Source organism: Pseudomonas sp. 7-41 (genome assembly GCF_021233075.1).
GTDB classification, from domain to species: Bacteria; Pseudomonadota; Gammaproteobacteria; order Pseudomonadales; family Pseudomonadaceae; genus Aquipseudomonas; species Aquipseudomonas veronii.
The window spans coordinates 5,493,603-5,510,899 of the sequence record NZ_CP089551.1 but is presented as its reverse complement, the minus strand read 5'-3'; the positions used below and the strand labels follow the sequence as shown (position 1 = coordinate 5,510,899).

Genomic DNA, 17,297 nt, shown 5'->3' with positions numbered 1-17,297 from the left:
ACATAGCGCGCAGTCGCCCCGGCTTGGGTGTAGCGACCCAAGCCGGGGTGTGCGCTGTTTTCACAGAACGCCGGCTTTTTTCCAGCCCAGGTAACGTGTCACCAGGGCGGCGCCCAACTCCGAGGGGCGCGTATCCAGTACCGACAACCCATGGGCGTTCAGGCGGTCATGCAGTTCGTCGCGTTGATTGAGGTAGTCGACGGTGCCGCTGTAGGCCAGCGCTTCGGGCAGGGTTTGCACCGGCGAAAGGCGCAGTTGGTCGAGTACTTCTTCGCGCAGGCTGGCGACCAGTACCCGGTGTTGCCGGCTGATGCGTTTGACCGCGGTCAGCAGTGCCTCATCGTCCTCATCCCGCAGGTTACTCACCACGATCACCAGCGCCCGGCGTTTCTGCCGAGCCAGCAACTGGTTGGCCGCGGCTTCGTAGTCGGCCGCGCGTCGCGTGGTGTCGAGGTCGTAGACGGTGTTGAGCAACAGATTCAACTGCCCGGTGCCCTTGACGGGCGCCAGGTAGCGCGGCTGGTCGCAGGCAAAGGTGCATAGGCCGACGGCATCGCCCTGGCGCAAGGCAACATAACTGAGCAGCAGGCAGGCATTGAGCGCGTGATCGAAGTGGGACAGCTCTGCGTCCTGGCTGCGCATGCGCCGACCACAATCGAGCATGAACACGATCTGCTGGTCGCGTTCGTCCTGGTATTCCCGGGCGATCGGCGTGCGTTGGCGTGCGGTGGCTTTCCAGTCGATCTGCCGCAGGCTGTCGCCCTCGCGAAACTCGCGCAGTTGATGAAACTCCAGCCCCAACCCCCGGCGCTGGCGTTGACGCACGCCCAACTGGCTCAGCCAGTTATCCACACCCAAGAGCTGCGCGCCATACAGGCGGGCGAAATCCGGATAGACCCGGGTGGCATCGCTGACCTCAATAAAGCGCCGTGCGGACCACAACCCCAAGGGGCTGGGCAGGTGCAGCTCGCAGCGACTGAAACTGAAGTGCCCACGCCGCAGGGGGCGCAGCCGATAGCCCAGTTCGCTGCGTTCGCCGGGGCGCAGTTCGATCGACTGCGGCATGTGTTCCAGGCTCAGGCCGTCGGGGACGTGATCGAACACCTGCACCGTCAGCGGTTGTGGGTAATCGTGTTCAAGCGTCAGGCGTACTTCGCCCCAGCGTCCCAATGCCAGGCTGCCGGGCATCTGCCGTTGTACTCGCGCGGACGGACGACGGCGCAGGCGCATCGCGTCCAATAGCGCCAGCAACAACAGCGCCAGCAGCAGACCCCAGGCCACCGAATGCAGGCTGTCGGGCACCGGGAGCTGCAACGCCTGTGCGGCGCCCAGCAATATATTCAGGCCCAGCAGCACGCCGAGCCAGATCAACAGCAGACGGGTCGGCTTCATGGATGGGTCATTGCCGAGGTGCCGAAATCTGGTCCAGCAGTTGCTGGAGGACCTGGTCCACTTCCAGTCCGTCGATATCCAGCTCGGGGGCGATGCGAACGCGATGACGCAGCACCGCCAGGGCGCAGCCCTTGATGTCGTCCGGGGTGACGAACTCGCCCCCGCGCAGCAAGGCGCGGGCACGGGCGCCGCGCACCAGGGCAATGGATGCGCGTGGGCCGGCACCGATGGTCAGCCCCGGCCAACTGCGGGTGGCCCGTGCCAGGCGCACGGCGTAGTCGAGCACTTGCTCGTCCAGCGCCAGTTCGCTGGCGATCTGTTGCAGTTGCAACACGTCCTCGGCTTGCAGCACGGTGCGCAGGGGTTGTACGTCGAGCATGTCGGCCCGGGATGAGCGCGTGACTTCGCGCACCATCTCCAGCTCTTGTTGGGAGTCGGGGTAGTCCATCCGCACCTTGAGCATGAAACGGTCCAGTTCGGCCTCGGGCAGCGGGTAGGTGCCTTCCTGCTCGATGGGGTTCTGGGTGGCCAGCACCATGAACGGTTGGCCGATGGGCAGCGCTTCGCCCTCAAGGGTCACTTGGCGCTCCTGCATGGCCTCGAGCAAGGCGGCCTGGGTCTTGGCCGGCGCGCGGTTGATCTCGTCGGCCAGCAACAGGTGGGTAAACAACGGCCCCTTGCGCAGCTTGAACTGCTCGGTGTGCAGGTCGTACACGGCGTGCCCGGTGACATCGCTGGGCATCAGGTCCGGCGTGAACTGGATGCGCGCGAAGTCGCCGCCGAAGCAACGGGCCAGGGCCCGAACCAACAAGGTCTTGCCCAGGCCGGGTACGCCTTCAAGCAGCACGTGGCCGCCGGCGATCAAGGCGGTGAGGACGTCGTCGATCACCTGGTCCTGGCCAATCACCGCCTTGCGCAGCTCAACGCGCAACGCCTGGGCTTGGCGGCTGGCGTGTTGCAGGGTTTCGGTGGTCAGGGCAGTGGCCGTTGGAAATTCGCTCATAGTGCATTCCTGAGAGTTTGCAGGCAAGCCACCTGGCGGCTGAAATCGGCGCTGGAAAGCCGTTTTGCCGCAAGTGGGCCAAGGGCCTGGCTGATCACGTGAGAGGGTTGGCGCGTCAGGTGTTCAAGCACCTGCCACTGGTCTGCGGTGTTTAGGTGTTCAAAGCCAGGGTGGCGCCGCCTTGCGGCGCGCAGGATATCGCGCTGCAAGGCGTGCAACAGGGCGCCCTGGCCGCTGCGGCGCAGCAGGAAGTCGGCGCTGGCCTGCAAGTGTTCCTGCAGTTGTCGGCGTGCTCTGGGCGCTGGCGCGTGGATCGGGCCTTGGCGCATGCCGGCCTGCCAGAGCGCCAGGGCGATCAGCGCGGCGAGCGCCACCAGCGCCTGGGGGAAATAGCGCATCAACAAGGTGAACAGGTCGTCCACGTCGCTGTTGAACAGCAGGCTCACGTCGGTGCCCTGGTTGAGGTACCACAGCAGCCAGGCGTTATCGTGTTGGCCGATTCCCGGGGTTTTCCATAAGTCGCTGTCGGTGACGACTGTCACACGGCCTTGGCCGAGATTGAGTTGCATCAGGTGGCTGGACCTGGCGCTGTTGGCGGAGAACTGGGCCAGGTGCTTGGGGTCGGTGAGATTGAAGTCGGTATCGAAGCTGAAATACGCCGGGGCGGTTTCATTGTCGACATAGAGTTTGGTCAGGTCCGGTTTTTTCTGTTTGCGTGCCGGAGCGGGTTGCTCGGATTCGTCGCTCAAGGTCTGCTGGATATGCAGGCGGTCGAGCAGCAGGTCGCCGCTTTTAGCGGTTTCTTCATCCCACAGCGCTTCGGCCACCACCAGCAGGTGGCCACCGGACTTTGCCCAGTCCAGCAGTTGATCCACCTGGCGCGGGGTCATGTTGTCGCGTTCGCCCAGCAGCAACAGGCTGCGGCCTCTGGGGGGCAGATCGGAGAGCCGTTCAAGGCCGCTGGCACGCTCCACCGCCAGGCCTTGCTGGCGCAGAAAGTGTTCGGCCGCCAGGTAGGGATTGCCCAATGCTTCGGGTGAAGGGCCGCGATCCACCACTTCGTCATAAGGCATTGCCTTGTGCCACACATACAGGCCGCCCGCCCCCAGCAGGCAAGCAAGCAGCAACCCCACCCACAGCAATGGCCGCTTCATCGGGCGACTCCCGAGCTGAACAGGGTGCGCCAATCGTTGCACAACTGCTGCTGTACCACCGCGGGCGGAAGGCGGTGCCCGTAGGCGAGGTTTTGCCAGTGCCGGGTCAATTCGTCGCTGAATGCCAGCAATTGTGGTTGTTGCAAGCGTTGAACGCGTTCCAGGACCTGGCCTTCGGTGTCGGCGGTTTTCAGTGGCAGGTTGAAGTCGTGCAGTAACCGGCTGAGCAGCCCGCGATACAACAGGCCCAGTGCTTCCCTGGGGTGGTTGGGCCATAGTCGCTCGGCGGCGCTGGCAATGTCATCGGGCAGGGTTTCGGCGCCCAGCTCCAGGCCGAACAGTTGGGTGGGTGTCGGTTTGGCGAGCTTGGGTTGGCGTGGCCCGCGCCGGCTGACAAAGGTGCGCAGCCACTCGCGATAACGCCAGGCGAGCAACGCCACGCCGCCCGCCAACAGACTCCACAGCAGCACCTCCAGGCCTTGGGCGAGGTGCTTGAAGGCGTCGCTGTTGAAGTTGTCCAGCAGTGCTTGCAGCCAGGCCGGTAGTTTGCCCTCACCGCGTGCCTGGGGCTTGGTGTTGGGTTTTTCGTCAGCAAAGCGATAGCGCGTGACGGTTTCCGGATTTTTGAACGGAGGCTTGTCCAGCAGCGCCTTGATCGATTGGCTGGCGGATTGGGGGGTGACTTGCCGGGTGGGGGGCGAGTCATCGGCCATCGCGGGTCGGCCCAGCGGCAGCAGCATCAGCCCGATCACCAGCAGTAGCAACGGGGCCGCGCTGCTCAGGCGCTGGCGCAGGCGGCGAAAAACCAGCTCAAGGTCCCACGCTTCCAGCACGGTGCGACGGTTGAGGTACAAGCTGAATCCACAGGCGACGTAGATCGGTTCCCAGAACACCAGGACCAGCGCGTAGAAGGCGTTGCTCAGGTGTTCCAGCCACAACCCCTCCGGGCCGGTTGCCAGGGCCAGCCGTTGCCAGTCCCAATCCAGTTCAACCTGCTGGGGGATGAACAGATAGAACAGCGCCATGCAGCCGAACCACAGGCCGATTTCCAGGTGTACACCGAGCGTGGTCAACCAGCGGGCCGCGCCGGCGTTGTGTTGTTGCAGCACGCCCAGGCGTTTTTGGCGTGCCTGACCATCCAGGCCCTCGAGTTGGCTGACCGGCATCAAAAAGCTGCGGCTCAGGCTCAGTCGCCGCCAGGTCAGGCTGGCCAGGAGTTGGCCCTTGAGCAGGCGCGGCCAGTGACGCACGGCCTGTTTCAGGCTGGGCGTCTCGCCAAACAGGGCCTTGGACAGGATATACAGGGGCAGCCGGTCGAAGGCCGGCTTCAACCACCAGAACACAAACAAGGCCGTGGACGGGTATTGCCACAACAGAACGCTAAGCGCGATGAATATCGGCAGGCTCACCAGCGCCCAACTGGCCATCAGCAGCAGTCGGTGTTCCTGGGCCATTAACACGCCCAGGTCCATGGCTTCCCATGATGTTCGCGGGCGAATCACTACGCTGGCATCACTCAGGCGCATGGCGAGTCCGTCCGGCAAGGGTCAGGTAGGCGGCCACCAGTAGCCAGAGCCCCGCGCCCACCAGGTATTTGACCCAAGGCGCGATCGCGGTGGTGGAAGACCAGTAGGCTTCGATAAATGCTGCGATCAGCAGGAACAGCATGACGCCGCAGAGCATCTGCACGCTTTTACGTGCCGCCAGCCGCAGGGATTCACCGCGTGTCAGGTGCCCCGGAGCGATCAACGCCCAGCCCAACTGCAAGCCTGCCGCGCCAGCCAGGGCAATTGCGCTGAGTTCGAAGGCACCGTGGCCGATGACAAACGACCAGAAGGTCTGGCCGTAGCCGATTTCAGTGAGGTGCCCGGAGATCGCACCGATGATCAGGCCGTTGAATATCAGAAAGAACACGCTGCCCAGGCCGAACAGCAAGCCCGCGGCAAAGGTCTGGAAGGCGATGCCGATGTTGTGCATCACGTAGTAGCCGAACATCATCCAGTCTTCACTGGATGCACGTTCGGCGACGCGGCCCAGGCGACTGGCGTCCGGGTCGTACATGCTATGCATCTCGGCCACCTGCTGGGGGCTGACGACGCTGTAGATCAGTTCGGGAAACAGGTACACCAGCAGCGCAATACCCACCAGGCTGCCGAAGAACAGCAGGCTGGCGATCAACACGAAGCGCCACTGTTCACGCACCAGCCGGGGGAAACCGGCCAGCAGGAAAGCCAATACGTTCGCACCCAATTGGCTGCGGTGGCGATACAGCTGTTGGTGGCCGCGCAGGGCCAGTTGTTGCAGCGGGTCCACCAGGTAACTGCTGTAGCCGCGCTCCTGGGCCATGGCCAGGTGCTGGCACAGGCGTCGATACTGATGAGGGAAATCAGCCAGCTCAGCGGCCTTGGCCTTGCCTTGTTCCAACTGCGTCAGTTGTTCGGCGAACGCTTGCCATTGGGGCTGATGACGGCTTTCGAACAGGCTCTGTTTCATGTCGGCCCCAGCAAGCCACGGGCCACGCCGTTGAGCTGCTCGACAGCGCGAGCCGGGGACACCTGCAGGGGCGTGGCGAGGATCGAGGCCAGTTCCTGTACTCGCTCGGCGGACAGTTCGCCCTGGCGCTCGGCGAAATTGAGGATGGCGCGCTGTTCGCTCAGGTCCAGGGCAAATGGCAGGCGCAGGGCAGGGGCCTGCGGCACCTTGGGGCGTGCCAATGGCAGTTCGCGGTAGACCACCAGCGTGCCGGCCGCCAGATCACCGAGCCGTTTGAAGTTAGGGTGCTGCAGGCAACTGATGGCGCCGAGGAAGTAGCCGAACGGCAGCATATCGACAAAGCGCAGCAGGTTGCGGATGAGTGAGGCCGACCAGCCGATGGGCGTGCCGTCATCCTGTACCACGCGCATCCCCATGACCTGCTTGCCCGGCGAGCAGCCCTGGTTGAGTACTTCAAACAGCACCATGTACCACCAACTGACCAGGAACAGCAGCAATGAGCCCAGCCCTATGCCGATGTTGCCGAGCAGGGCCAACGGAACCAGCAGGATGCCCATGAGCAACCCGCGCACGCCCAGGTCGAAGGCGAAGGCCAGTGCACGTGGCAGCAGGCCAGCCGGGCGCAAGGGCAGGTCGATGCCCTCCGGGGTCTCGATCTGGTAACGGGTATCCAATGGAGCTGATGGCATCGCGATCCTTGGCAGCGCAGAGCGGTTGGAAGACACGGATGCTAGCAGTGTCGGCGATGGAAGCAACCATTCAAGGTTTTGCTGGATGTTTATACAGTTGAACTGGCGCTGGCCTCAGGCACCTTCCAGCGCCTAGACTTCGTCGATCTTCAGCACAGGAATAGCCCGTGACCACTCTTTTCTGGTACGACTATGAAACCACCGGCATCAACCCGCGCAGCGATCGCCCCCTCCAGGTCGCCGGTATTCGCACCGATGTCGACCTCAACGAGGTTGGCCCGCCGGTCAACCTGTATTGCCAACCCAGCGACGATATCCTGCCCCATCCGGCGGCCTGTGCGATCACCGGCATCACCCCGCGCATGCTGGCGGAAAAGGGCTTGGCCGAAGCCGATTTCATGACGCGGGTGCATGCCGAACTGGCGGTCCCCGGTACCTGTGGGGTGGGTTACAACACCCTGCGGTTTGACGATGAAATGACCCGTTACAGCCTCTATCGCAATTTCTTCGACCCTTACGCGCGTGAATGGCAGGGCGGTAACAGCCGCTGGGACTTGATCGATGTGATGCGTACCGCCTACGCGCTGCGCCCGGAGGGAATCGTCTGGCCCGAGCAGGATGGGCGTGTCACCCTCAAGCTGGAGCGTTTGACCGAGGCCAACGGGATCGCCCATGGCCAGGCCCACGATGCGTTGTCCGACGTGCGCGCGACCATTGCCCTGGCCCGATTGGTCCGTGAAAAACAGCCCAGGTTGTACGACTGGCTATTCCAATTGCGCAGCAAGCAACGGGTGATGGACCAGGTGCGGCTGCTGCAACCGATGGTGCATATCTCCGGGCGCTTTTCAGCCGAGCGCCATTTCCTCGGCGTCGTACTACCGCTGGCCTGGCACCCGCGCAATCGCAACGCGTTGATCGTCTGTGACCTGGGCCTTGATCCGCAAGGGCTGCTGGACCTCGACGCCAATACCTTGCGTCAGCGCCTCTACACCCGTCGTGATGATCTGGCCGCAGGCGAGTTACCGGTACCGCTCAAGTTGTTGCATATCAACCGCTGCCCGGTGGTGGCGCCATTGAATGTGCTGCGGGCGCAAGACCGTGAACGACTGCAATTGGATATGGACGCTTATCAGGCGCGGGCGCTGCGGCTAACTGACGCACAGGAAGTTTGGCGCGACAAGTTGGCGGAGATTTATGCCGAGGAAGATTTTGCACCGAGTTCGGACCCGGAGCAGCAGCTCTATGATGGTTTTATCGGCGACCGCGATCGTCGTTTGTGCGAACAAGTCCGCGCGGCAGAGCCGGCGCAATTGGCGCGGCAGCAGTGGCCCTTTGATGATCAGCGTTTGCCGGAATTATTATTTCGCTACCGTGCGCGCAACTTTCCTGCAACCTTGAACAGCGAGGAGCAACAACGCTGGAAACTTTTCTGTCAGCAACGCTTGTCAGATGGCGAATGGGGTGCACCCAATACCTTGGAGGCATTTAAACGTGCTCGTATTGAATTGGCTGTTAGTGCCACGCCGTTTCAGCGTCAGGTGCTGGATCAATGGCAGGAGTATGCTGACTCTTTAGCCGTTCGGTTCAATCTGTAATCAGGCAATTGCAGATTATTCAGACAATAAAAAAACGCCAGCAAGCTGGCGTTTTTCGTCTGTCGCGTATCAGGCAAGAGCCTGGCGAGGCTTAGCCCAGCAGGGTAGCCCAGCCTTCAACCACATCACCGCCCCACTTGGCTTTCCACTCTTTCAGCGTCTTGTGGTTGCCACCTTTGGTTTCAATCACTTCGCCGTTGTGCGGGTTTTTGTATTGCTTGACCTTGCGGGCACGCTTGGTGCCGGTAGTTTTCACTGCGCCGCGCGGTGCTTTAACTTTAGACTCTGGGTCCAGCAGCGCGATGATGTCACGCAGGGATTTGGAGTATTCACCCATCAGGGTACGCAGTTTGCCTTCGAATTCCAGCTCGGTTTGCAGTTTGTCGTCTTGGGACAGATTCTTCAAACGGGCTTGCAGCTCTTTGATAGCTTCTTCGGTGGCACGGTATTCGTTGATCAGGGACATGTGGACTACCTTATGTAGAGCGCTGATTGACAGGGATAGTGGCCCAATAATAGTCAGGCTATTTCCCCAAGTAAACATTTAAGGGAACATTTATGTGAATTACTTTGAATGTTTGTGGCAAATCTATGCAAACGAGTTAATTAGTAGCGGGTATGGGCAAAGACTACCTGCTTAATTTCCGCTAACTGCCTGAGCGTGCCGATGCACATGCATATAGCGGTGGTAAAACCCTACGTTATTAAGGGGTGTGGTCAAGGCGAGGGCAGAATAAGCGTCAACGGATACTGCAGTTTTTCTGCGTAATCGCTAGAATGACCGCCTTTGCGAAGTTCTGGAGTTCCCCCCTAATGCACACTTTTCGGCTGGTGATCGCTTGCCCGGACCGGGTTGGCATCGTTGCCAAAGTCAGTAACTTTCTGGCCTCCCACAACGGCTGGATCACCGAGGCGAGCCATCACTCGGACAATCTCAGCGGTTGGTTCTTCATGCGCCACGAAATCCGTGCCGATACGCTGCCCTTTGGCCTTGAGGCGTTTCGCGAGGCGTTTGCGCCGATCGCCGAAGAGTTTTCGATGATCTGGCACATCAGCGATACCGAGCAGAAAAAACGTGTGGTGTTGATGGCCAGCCGTGAATCGCACTGCCTGGCGGACTTGCTGCACCGCTGGCACAGCGACGAGCTGGACTGTGAGATCGCCTGCGTGATCTCCAACCACGACGACCTGCGTAGCATGGTCGAGTGGCATGGCATCCCGTACTACCATGTGCCAGTCAACCCGCAGGACAAGGAACCGGCGTTCGCCGAGGTGTCCCGCCTGGTCAAGCAGCATGAAACCGACGTCGTGGTGCTGGCGCGCTACATGCAGATCCTGCCGCCGGAACTGTGCCGCGAATACGCCGGCAAGGTGATCAACATTCACCACAGCTTCCTGCCGTCGTTTGTCGGTGCCAAACCGTACCACCAGGCTTCCCTGCGTGGCGTGAAGTTGATTGGCGCAACGTGCCATTACGTCACCGAAGAACTGGACGCCGGCCCGATCATCGAGCAGGACGTGGTGCGTGTCAGCCACAGCGACAGCATTGACGACATGGTGCGCTTCGGCCGTGACGTCGAGAAAATGGTCCTGGCCCGTGGCCTGCGCTATCACTTGGAAGACCGCGTGCTGGTACACGGCAACAAAACAGTCGTGTTCTGATCAACGCGTTTTGATTGAAGAATGAAGGGCCTGGGCGTTAAATCGTCCCAGGCCTTTTTTCATTGATCTGCCCAGCAGGACAAGCCCATGACCGATCCACTCGATAAAGCTACGTCCAGGGCGCCCGCTACGTTGGGCGAGGGGTGTCTGAGTCGCTATGACCCGGATGAGCTGGAGGCCGAGGATGGTACTGACTTTCCTGGGGCAGCCCAATTGTGGGACGAGTTGCAGAAACGGCCGGCGTCCCCTGAAACAGACGCTTGAGCAGCGGCCTGCCGAGCATCAGCAGAAACACCGGCCCACCGGCCAGCAGATAGAAATAGTAGGTCACCGCCCGCCAGATCAGAATCGCCGCCGCTGCGCTGGATTTGCCCAGCCAGGGCGCCAGCAAGGCCGCTGACGTCAACTCCGCCGCACCGGCCCCGCCGGGCATAAGGCTGAACTGGCCCGCCGTCAGCGACAGCATCTGGATCAGGAAACTCCAGGCCCACTGCACATCGCCTCCCAACCCTTGCACCGCAAGGTAAAGCACGCTGTAGCGCAGTATCCAATGCAGGCTGGTCAAGGCAAACACGGCGGACAGGGTGCGCCACGGCAATTTCAGCGTTTGGGTAAATGCCGCCAGGAAGCGCAATACTTTGCGCGCCCAGCGCCGGCGAGTCGCGGCGCTTACCTTGCATCGCTGGAGCAAGGTGCCGCTCAGGCGTATCAGGCGGCGATGAAAGCGCACCAGCAGCACAGCGCTGAACACTGCGCCCACCATCGATGCCGCACTGAGCCCCAACAGCCACTCCAGGCGTGGGCTGAGGCTGTGGAACACTGCGTACAACGCGATCCCCACCAGTGCGCAGAAAAAAAACAGCAGGTCGCTCAACTGATCCATGGCGAACACCGCGCTGCCATGGGCCGGACGTATGCCGTTGCGCGCCAGCAGGACCATCAGTGTCAGTGGCCCGCCGCTACCTCCGGGCGTGGCGCACATGGCGAATTCGGTCGATATCACCACGCCCAGGCTGTTGAGTCGCCCCAGTTGGCCGCGTTGCTCGCCCAGTAATAAGCGGATACGCACGCTGTTGATCAGCCAGCACAGGATAATCATGCCGAACATCAGCGACAGTTGGGGCAGCGGGAATTGCTTCAGGCGCGTAACGGTTTCGCCACCTCCCAGCCACACGGGAATCGCCAGCGCCAGCAGCAGGCCCAGCAGCAGCCAGATCACCCGGCTCATGGCTGGGTGGCCAGCCAAGCGGCCTTGGTCAGTGGTGTGCGTCCGGTGTTGAGCAGGCGTTGTAGGGTTTCAAGCCAGTAGCGGCGGGAAAATTCGTGGCGCATGTCCACCGGGTGCAGCCCCAGGCGAATCACCGGGGCCGCCTGCCAGCGCTGTTCCCGTCGGTCGCTGAGACACTTGGACAGCCCTCGGCGCCAGGCACTGCGCGCACTCCACACCAGCCCCGGGGCGTTGACCGGCGTGAAGTCGGGTAGCCGGTACAGATGCTGCGGGTCGCTGGTGTAGGTCAGCGGCAATTGGCGCAGTGCCTGGCGGGTGCCGCGGCTCATCAGCCAGGCGGGAGCGACAAAGCCTTGCAGCGGCCAGTCGTAGCGACGGAATACCGCGATGCCATCGCTGATACGCTGCAGCGCCTGATCCTGGCGCAGTTGGTAGAACTCACCCTCATGGGTATACAGGCGCCGCATGAACCAGGCTTTGGGGGTGCGCGGAGCCGGTTGATCGTCGCAATGGTAGTAGCCGTGCAAGGTCAGCTCATCGCCCTTGGCCACGCGGCTGTCCAGCAGACGGCGAAAGTCGCCATGGGCGGTCAGGGGGGCATGATGATGAAACTCCGGCACCACCAGCCAGGTGATGGGCACGCCGCCCAACGCGTCGACGGCTGCGACGAATGGGCGGTAGTCGGCCCAGGTCTGCGGCGCTACATCGTGCAGCACCAGCAGCACCGAACGCTCATCCATGGGCGAGCATCGGCTTGTGGCTGCCCAGCACCGCATAATAGTGCGTCAACAGGCTGTCGACGACCGTCTCCCAGGCGTAATGCTGTTCGACATGACGCCGAGCCTGCGCGCCCAGGCGACGGCTGTCGGCACCGAACAGCTCGCGCACCGCATCGGCCATGGCCCGTGGATTATTGGGCGTACACAGCAGGCCGCAGCGCTCGTCAATGATCTCGGTAAATGCGCCGGCCGCCACGGCGACCACCGGTATGCCGCAGGCCATGGCCTCCAGTATTACCAGGCCGAAGGTTTCCTGATCGCCGCCATGCAGCAGCGCGTCGGCGCTGGCCATCAGCCGGGCGACATGCTGGGCGGGGCGGAACCCATCGATCACGGTGACGTTGTCCGGCACGCTGGCCGGCATGCCGGAGCCCACCAACAGCAAGTGGTAGTTGTCCCCCAGGCGTTTCATGCAGTTGAGCAGCAGCGGCAGGTTTTTTTCCTTGGAACCGCGCCCGGCGAAGATCAGCAGCCGGGTATCCGCGGCGATCCCCAGTTCGGCGCGCAAGCCCGGGTCGCGGACGTCCGGGCAGAACGTCTGCAGGTCGACCCCCAGCGGCTGCACGAAGACATTATTCACCCCAAGCCCGATGAGCTTGTCAGCCATCACTTGGCTGGGCGCCAGTACCCGGTCGAAATTCCCATAGAGTTTGCTGACGTAGGCTTCAGCGTTCGGGGTAAACCACGACCCCATGCGGTTACTCACCAGCAGCGGCAGATCCGAGTGATAAAAACCAATGACGGGCACATCCAGTTGGCGTCGTGCATCCAGCGCCGCCCAGGCGGTCAGGTACGGGTCGCCGACTTCGATCAGATCGGGCTGTAAATCGTGCAGGACATTTCGCCAAGGCGCGAGCCGAAGGGGGAAGCGGTAGCCTTTGCCGAAGGGGAGGGCGGGGGCCGGCACCTTGAATATCCCATCCCGTTCGTTCAAGTGCGCGCCGGGGACCAACAGGCTGTGGCGAATACCGGGCTTGAGCGTCAGACGCCGGTGCTTGGCGTCGAGATAAGTGCGTACGCCGCCGCTGGCGGGGGCGTAGAACATGGTGATGTCCGCGATATGCACGATGAACATTCCTCCGATCCGTAGCTCTCCTTACGTGGACCTGAGGTAATGATAGATGTTCGATCGGAATTGGGGGCGCGCGCGCTCAAGTTGATAAAGGTCAATGTGGGCGCAAGGCGGACCTGTGCTCCCACAAGGTTCTGTGGTGTCGGTCAGATACGGAAACTGCCCACCAGATGCTTCAGCCGTGCCGCCTGCTGTTCCAGGTCGGCGCAGGCGCGCAGGGTCGATTGCAGGTTTTCCACGCCTTCCTGATTGAGTGTGTTGATCTCGGTGATGTCCATGTTGATCGACTCGACCACCGAGGTCTGCTCCTCGGTGGCGGTGGCGACCGACTGGTTCATCCCATCGATCTCGCCGATGCGCTGGGTCACGCTGTTCAGGCGTTCGCCGGCCAGGTTGGCGATTTCCACGCTGTCGAGGCTGTGGCGCTGGCTTTCGCTCATGGTACTGACCGAATCCCGGGCGCCGACTTGCAGCTCCTCGATCATCGTTTGCACCTGTTGTGCCGATTCCTGGGTGCGGTGCGCCAGGTTGCGCACTTCGTCGGCCACCACCGCAAACCCACGTCCGGCTTCCCCGGCGCGCGCCGCCTCGATGGCGGCGTTGAGCGCCAGCAGGTTGGTTTGCTGAGAGATGCTGGTGATCACTTCGAGGATTTGCCCGATATTCACCGTTTTGCTGTTAAGTGCTTCGATGTTGCTGCTGGAAGCGCTGATCATCGCGGACAACTGAGTCATTGCCTTGATATTGCGTTCAACCACCTGCTGACCGTCTTCGGCCAAGTGCCGCGCATCGCTGGCCTGGTTCGAGGCTTGTGCGGCGTTACGCGCGATTTCCTGGGCGGCGGCCCCCAATTGGTTGATGGCCGCGGCGACGCTGTTGGTGCGGTTGGCCTGCTCGTCGGAGTTGATCATCGACGAGTTGGACGCGCTGACCACCCGCAGGGCGACTTCATTGACCTGCCCGGTGGCCGAGGACACTTCGCGGATCGACGTATGAATCCGCTCCACGAAGCGGTTGAACGCATTACCCAGGATGCCGAATTCGTCGTGATTCTGGATGCTCAGGCGACGGGTCAGGTCGCCCTCGCCATCGGCGATGTCCTGCATGGCGCGAGTCATCACGTGCAGCGGTTGCATCAGCACTCGGATCAGCATGCCGAGCAAGGCGATGATGATTACCACGGCAATGATCGTGGCGATGATCGCCGAGGTGCGGAATTCGCTGAGCATGGCGAAGGAGGTGGCTTTATCCACGGAAATACCAAGGTACCAGTTCACCGACGGCAGGCCCTTGATCGGCGTAAAGGTCACGATGTTGTCCTTGCCGTTGGCCTCGACTTCACTGAAGTCGCTGCTGATCTTCGGCGTGTGTTTCGGGTAGACGTCGGCCAGGGTTTTCATCACCAGGTTTTTGTCCGGGTGGACCAGCACCTTGCCGTCGGCGCTGACCAGGAACGCGTAGCCCATGCCGCCGAAGTTCAGCGCGCCGATGTTGTCCACCAGGGTTTGCAGGCTCAGGTCGCCGCCGACCACGCCGATGCTCTGGCTGCCCTGGGCGCTGGGGGTCGCGATGGAAATGATCAATTGCCCCGTCGCGGCATCGATATAGGGTTCGGTCAGGGTCGAACCATTGCTGCTCTGGGCGCCTTTGTACCAAGGACGAACGCGTGGGTCGAAACCGTCCGGCATCTTGGTGTCGGGGCGGATAGTGAACGCGCCCTGGCTGTCGCCCACGTAGGTTGCCATGAACGAGGAGGTCAGGGCTTTCTGTTCCAGCAGGCTGGCGACCACCTTGGGGTCGGGATTGATCGCAATATTTTGTGCCGCGTTTTCCACCAGGACAATGCGCCCGGTGAGCCAGGTTTGAATGTTGCTGGCAGTGACATCACCCATTTCATGCAGGTAATTGTTGAGATCTTCGCGAATTGCGTTGCGTTGCAGGTAGTCGTTATAAAGCGTAAACAGCGCGAAGGCGGCGATGACGATAAGGGAGGCAGCAAGCAGGATTTTGTGGCTGAAGCGCAGGTTTTTATTCATGGCCTGAAGGGTCCGCTAAGGTCTTAATATCCAAAACGCGTCCTTATGGGATGCGCAGAATGGTAGCGTCAAAAAAGGTGTGATATTTGTGGCGATAGCCCTGTGAGGTCCCTGTAGGAGCTGTCTGACCTGTTTTTAGACTTTGTGGGTCTTACATTGATGTGTATCGACCTTGCGGCACGAAAGATTAACCATAGGTGACGAAATGCCTGACTCCACGCAACTCCTTATCGGCGCCGGCCTTGATGGCCAGCCCATCGCCCAGGCCATGCGCCTGGCCAATCGTCACGGGTTGGTTGCCGGTGCCACGGGCACTGGCAAGACCGTCACCCTGCAACGCCTGGCAGAAGCGTTCAGCGATGCGGGCGTGGCGGTATTCGCCGCGGATATCAAGGGCGACCTTTGTGGTCTCGGCGCTGCGGCCAACCCCCAGGGCAAGGTGGCCGAGCGCATCGCCGGCATGCCTTTCCTGAATTACACGGCCAAGGCGTATCCGGTCACGCTGTGGGATATTCACGGTCAGTCCGGTCATCCATTGCGTACCACCATCAGTGAAATGGGACCGTTGCTGCTCGGCAGCCTGCTGGAGCTCACCGACAGCCAGCAGTCAGCGTTATATGCCGCCTTCAAGGTGGCGGACCGCGAAGGCCTGTTACTGCTGGATTTGAAGGACCTCAAGGCGCTGCTCAATCACTTGCGCTACCACCCGGAACTGCTGGGTGAAGATGCGGCGCTGATGACCACCGGCTCCAGCCAGGCGCTGTTGCGGCGCCTGGCGGTGCTGGAGCAGCAGGGCGCGGAAGCGTTGTTCGGCGAGCCGGCGCTGCAGCTCGAGGATATTTTGCAACCCGCCAGCGATGGTCGCGGGCGTATCCACCTGCTCGACGCCAGCCGCCTGGTCCACGAAGCCCCCAAGGTGTACGCAACCTTCCTTTTATGGCTGCTGGCTGAACTGTTCGAGCAGTTGCCCGAACGCGGCGATGCCGATAAGCCGCTGCTGGCGCTGTTTTTCGACGAAGCGCACTTATTGTTTGCCGATACGCCCAAGGCCTTGCAGGACCGCCTCGAACAGGTGGTGCGGTTGATTCGCTCGAAAGGCGTGGGTGTGTATTTCGTCACGCAATCGCCCGGGGACTTGCCTGACAGCGTGTTGGCGCAACTTGGCTTGCGTATCCAGCATGGCCTGCGCGCATTCACCACCAAAGAGCAGAAATCACTGCGCGCGGTGGCGGACGGTTTTCGGCCCAATCCGACATTTGATGCGTTGTCGGTCCTGACAGAGCTGGGCACCGGTGAAGCACTGGTGGGCACTTTGCAGGAAAAGGGCACGCCGGAAGTCGTCCAGCGCGTGCTGGTCGCGCCACCGCAATCGCGGATCGGCCCGCTCAGCGACGCCGAACGCGCCGCCCTGATTGCCAGTTCGCCGTTGCAGGGCCGCTATGACAAGCCGATTGACCGCGAATCGGCCTATGAAGTGCTGATGGCGCGCAAGGCGTTGGGCCCGGCCGAAGCCGAAGAAGCCAAGCCAGTGAGCGAAGAGCCGAGCTTTACCGACAGGGCCGGGGCGTTCCTCGGGACTGCGGCCGGCAAGGCGCTCAAGTCAGCCATGCAACAGGCCGCCAATCAGGTGGGGCGCCAATTGGTGCGGGGCTTGCTGGGGTCGTTGCTGGGCGGCAGCAAGCGTAGATAGCCGATCAGGCTTTGGGCTTGGCGTGCGCGGCGAGGCGTTCCAGCGCCGCGCGTAAACCCGGATCGCTGATGCCGTCGGCCGTTGCCTGAATGGTTTCGGCCGCATTCGCCGATAAATCCATGGTGTGCCCCGCCGCGCCTTGCGGAACGGTCGGCGGTTGCACCTTGAATTGGATACGCGTCAGGCTGGCAAACTCGTCAAACGCCATCAATTGTCGCTGCAAGCGTTTTTGCTGATAGCGCAAGCGTGTCGCCCAATGGCCGTCTGTGACAATAAGCAGCAGGTTGCCCTCGCGCCACGAGGCGACATGGCAATGTTCCCGCGCTGCCGGTTGCAATTGGCTTTCAACCAGGCGTTGCAGGTGGCCCAGGCGTTGCGCATGGCTGAAGATGGCTTTCAACGGCTTGGCTTCGCGAAGCAACACGCTGGGCGCGCGGGCTGTAAGAGGGCGAAACGCCATGATCAGACACCTTAAGTAACAGAGCCGCCATCTTAGCAGAAAGC

General features: G+C 61.8%; 15 protein-coding genes and 1 pseudogene. 3 read left to right on the top strand and 13 right to left on the bottom strand.

The annotated features are described in order from the left end of the window. Nucleotides 1-60: 60 nt before the first annotated feature. Genes LQ249_RS25010 through LQ249_RS24985 form a run of 6 tightly spaced genes read right to left on the bottom strand, consistent with a single transcriptional unit; the run spans nt 61 to nt 6,731 of the window. Complete coding sequence (locus LQ249_RS25010; RefSeq protein WP_057004539.1) at nt 61-1,392, bottom strand: DUF58 domain-containing protein; 1,332 nt, start codon at nt 1,390-1,392, stop codon at nt 61-63. A gap of 7 nt (nt 1,393-1,399) precedes the next feature. Beyond that, nucleotides 1,400-2,395, bottom strand: a complete 996-nt coding sequence (locus tag LQ249_RS25005; RefSeq protein ID WP_057004538.1) for an AAA family ATPase — start codon at nt 2,393-2,395, stop codon at nt 1,400-1,402. Next, nucleotides 2,392-3,549, bottom strand: a complete 1,158-nt coding sequence (locus LQ249_RS25000) for a DUF4350 domain-containing protein (RefSeq protein WP_057004537.1) — start codon at nt 3,547-3,549, stop codon at nt 2,392-2,394. Before LQ249_RS25000 ends, LQ249_RS25005 begins: the two co-directional genes overlap by 4 nt. Beyond that, nucleotides 3,546-5,075 carry a DUF4129 domain-containing protein gene (locus LQ249_RS24995; protein ID WP_046490046.1) on the bottom strand — a complete coding sequence of 510 codons (1,530 nt, stop codon included), beginning with the start codon at nt 5,073-5,075 and terminating at the stop codon, nt 3,546-3,548. Before LQ249_RS24995 ends, LQ249_RS25000 begins: the two co-directional genes overlap by 4 nt. Further along, on the bottom strand, nt 5,062-6,042 hold the full coding sequence (locus LQ249_RS24990; RefSeq protein ID WP_017846071.1) for a stage II sporulation protein M: 981 nt from the start codon (nt 6,040-6,042) through the stop codon (nt 5,062-5,064). The genes LQ249_RS24995 and LQ249_RS24990 overlap by 14 nt, the downstream gene beginning before the upstream one ends. Continuing rightward, the gene (locus tag LQ249_RS24985; RefSeq protein WP_026139913.1) at nt 6,039-6,731 is read right to left on the bottom strand and encodes an RDD family protein; all 693 of its coding nucleotides are present in this window, start codon (nt 6,729-6,731) and stop codon (nt 6,039-6,041) included. The genes LQ249_RS24990 and LQ249_RS24985 overlap by 4 nt, the downstream gene beginning before the upstream one ends. 167 nt (nt 6,732-6,898) lie before the next feature. On the opposite strand from LQ249_RS24985, the gene sbcB reads away from it, so the two are divergent. Beyond that, nucleotides 6,899-8,326: an exodeoxyribonuclease I gene (gene sbcB / locus LQ249_RS24980; RefSeq protein WP_108524485.1), complete on the top strand. Its 1,428-nt coding sequence runs from the start codon at nt 6,899-6,901 to the stop codon at nt 8,324-8,326. Nucleotides 8,327-8,417: 91 nt separating this feature from the next. On the opposite strand, the gene mvaT is transcribed toward sbcB, so the two are convergent. Continuing rightward, nucleotides 8,418-8,792 (bottom strand): histone-like nucleoid-structuring protein MvaT, encoded by a 375-nt coding sequence (gene mvaT, locus LQ249_RS24975; protein ID WP_005790963.1) that lies wholly within the window; start codon nt 8,790-8,792, stop codon nt 8,418-8,420. 347 nt (nt 8,793-9,139) lie between these two features. On the opposite strand from mvaT, the gene purU reads away from it, so the two are divergent. Further along, complete coding sequence (gene purU, locus LQ249_RS24970) at nt 9,140-9,988, top strand: formyltetrahydrofolate deformylase (RefSeq protein ID WP_017847102.1); 849 nt, start codon at nt 9,140-9,142, stop codon at nt 9,986-9,988. A gap of 127 nt (nt 9,989-10,115) precedes the next feature. On the opposite strand, the gene LQ249_RS24965 is transcribed toward purU, so the two are convergent. The 5 genes and pseudogenes from LQ249_RS24965 to LQ249_RS31845 form a co-directional block, all read right to left on the bottom strand. Then, the gene (locus LQ249_RS24965; RefSeq protein WP_057004534.1) at nt 10,116-11,216 is read right to left on the bottom strand and encodes a lysylphosphatidylglycerol synthase transmembrane domain-containing protein; all 1,101 of its coding nucleotides are present in this window, start codon (nt 11,214-11,216) and stop codon (nt 10,116-10,118) included. Continuing rightward, nucleotides 11,213-11,956 (bottom strand): DUF2334 domain-containing protein, encoded by a 744-nt coding sequence (locus LQ249_RS24960; protein ID WP_232565962.1) that lies wholly within the window; start codon nt 11,954-11,956, stop codon nt 11,213-11,215. Before LQ249_RS24960 ends, LQ249_RS24965 begins: the two co-directional genes overlap by 4 nt. After that, nucleotides 11,949-13,070: a glycosyltransferase family 4 protein gene (locus LQ249_RS24955; protein WP_232565961.1), complete on the bottom strand. Its 1,122-nt coding sequence runs from the start codon at nt 13,068-13,070 to the stop codon at nt 11,949-11,951. Before LQ249_RS24955 ends, LQ249_RS24960 begins: the two co-directional genes overlap by 8 nt. Before the next feature lie 143 nt (nt 13,071-13,213). Beyond that, a complete protein-coding gene (locus LQ249_RS31850; protein WP_370737559.1) occupies nt 13,214-13,978 on the bottom strand; it encodes a methyl-accepting chemotaxis protein in 765 nt (254 codons plus the stop codon). Between the two features lie 93 nt (nt 13,979-14,071). After that, nucleotides 14,072-15,103 (bottom strand): annotated as a pseudogene (locus LQ249_RS31845) (HAMP domain-containing protein); the annotation flags it as partial. Between the two features lie 205 nt (nt 15,104-15,308). Between LQ249_RS31845 and LQ249_RS24945 the strand changes: the two are divergent. Beyond that, on the top strand, nt 15,309-16,793 hold the full coding sequence (locus tag LQ249_RS24945; RefSeq protein ID WP_057004532.1) for a helicase HerA-like domain-containing protein: 1,485 nt from the start codon (nt 15,309-15,311) through the stop codon (nt 16,791-16,793). Between the two features lie 4 nt (nt 16,794-16,797). Here LQ249_RS24945 and LQ249_RS24940 read toward each other — a convergent pair whose 3' ends face one another. Beyond that, nucleotides 16,798-17,253 carry a DUF721 domain-containing protein gene (locus tag LQ249_RS24940; RefSeq protein ID WP_017847108.1) on the bottom strand — a complete coding sequence of 152 codons (456 nt, stop codon included), beginning with the start codon at nt 17,251-17,253 and terminating at the stop codon, nt 16,798-16,800. Nucleotides 17,254-17,297 lie beyond the last annotated feature (44 nt).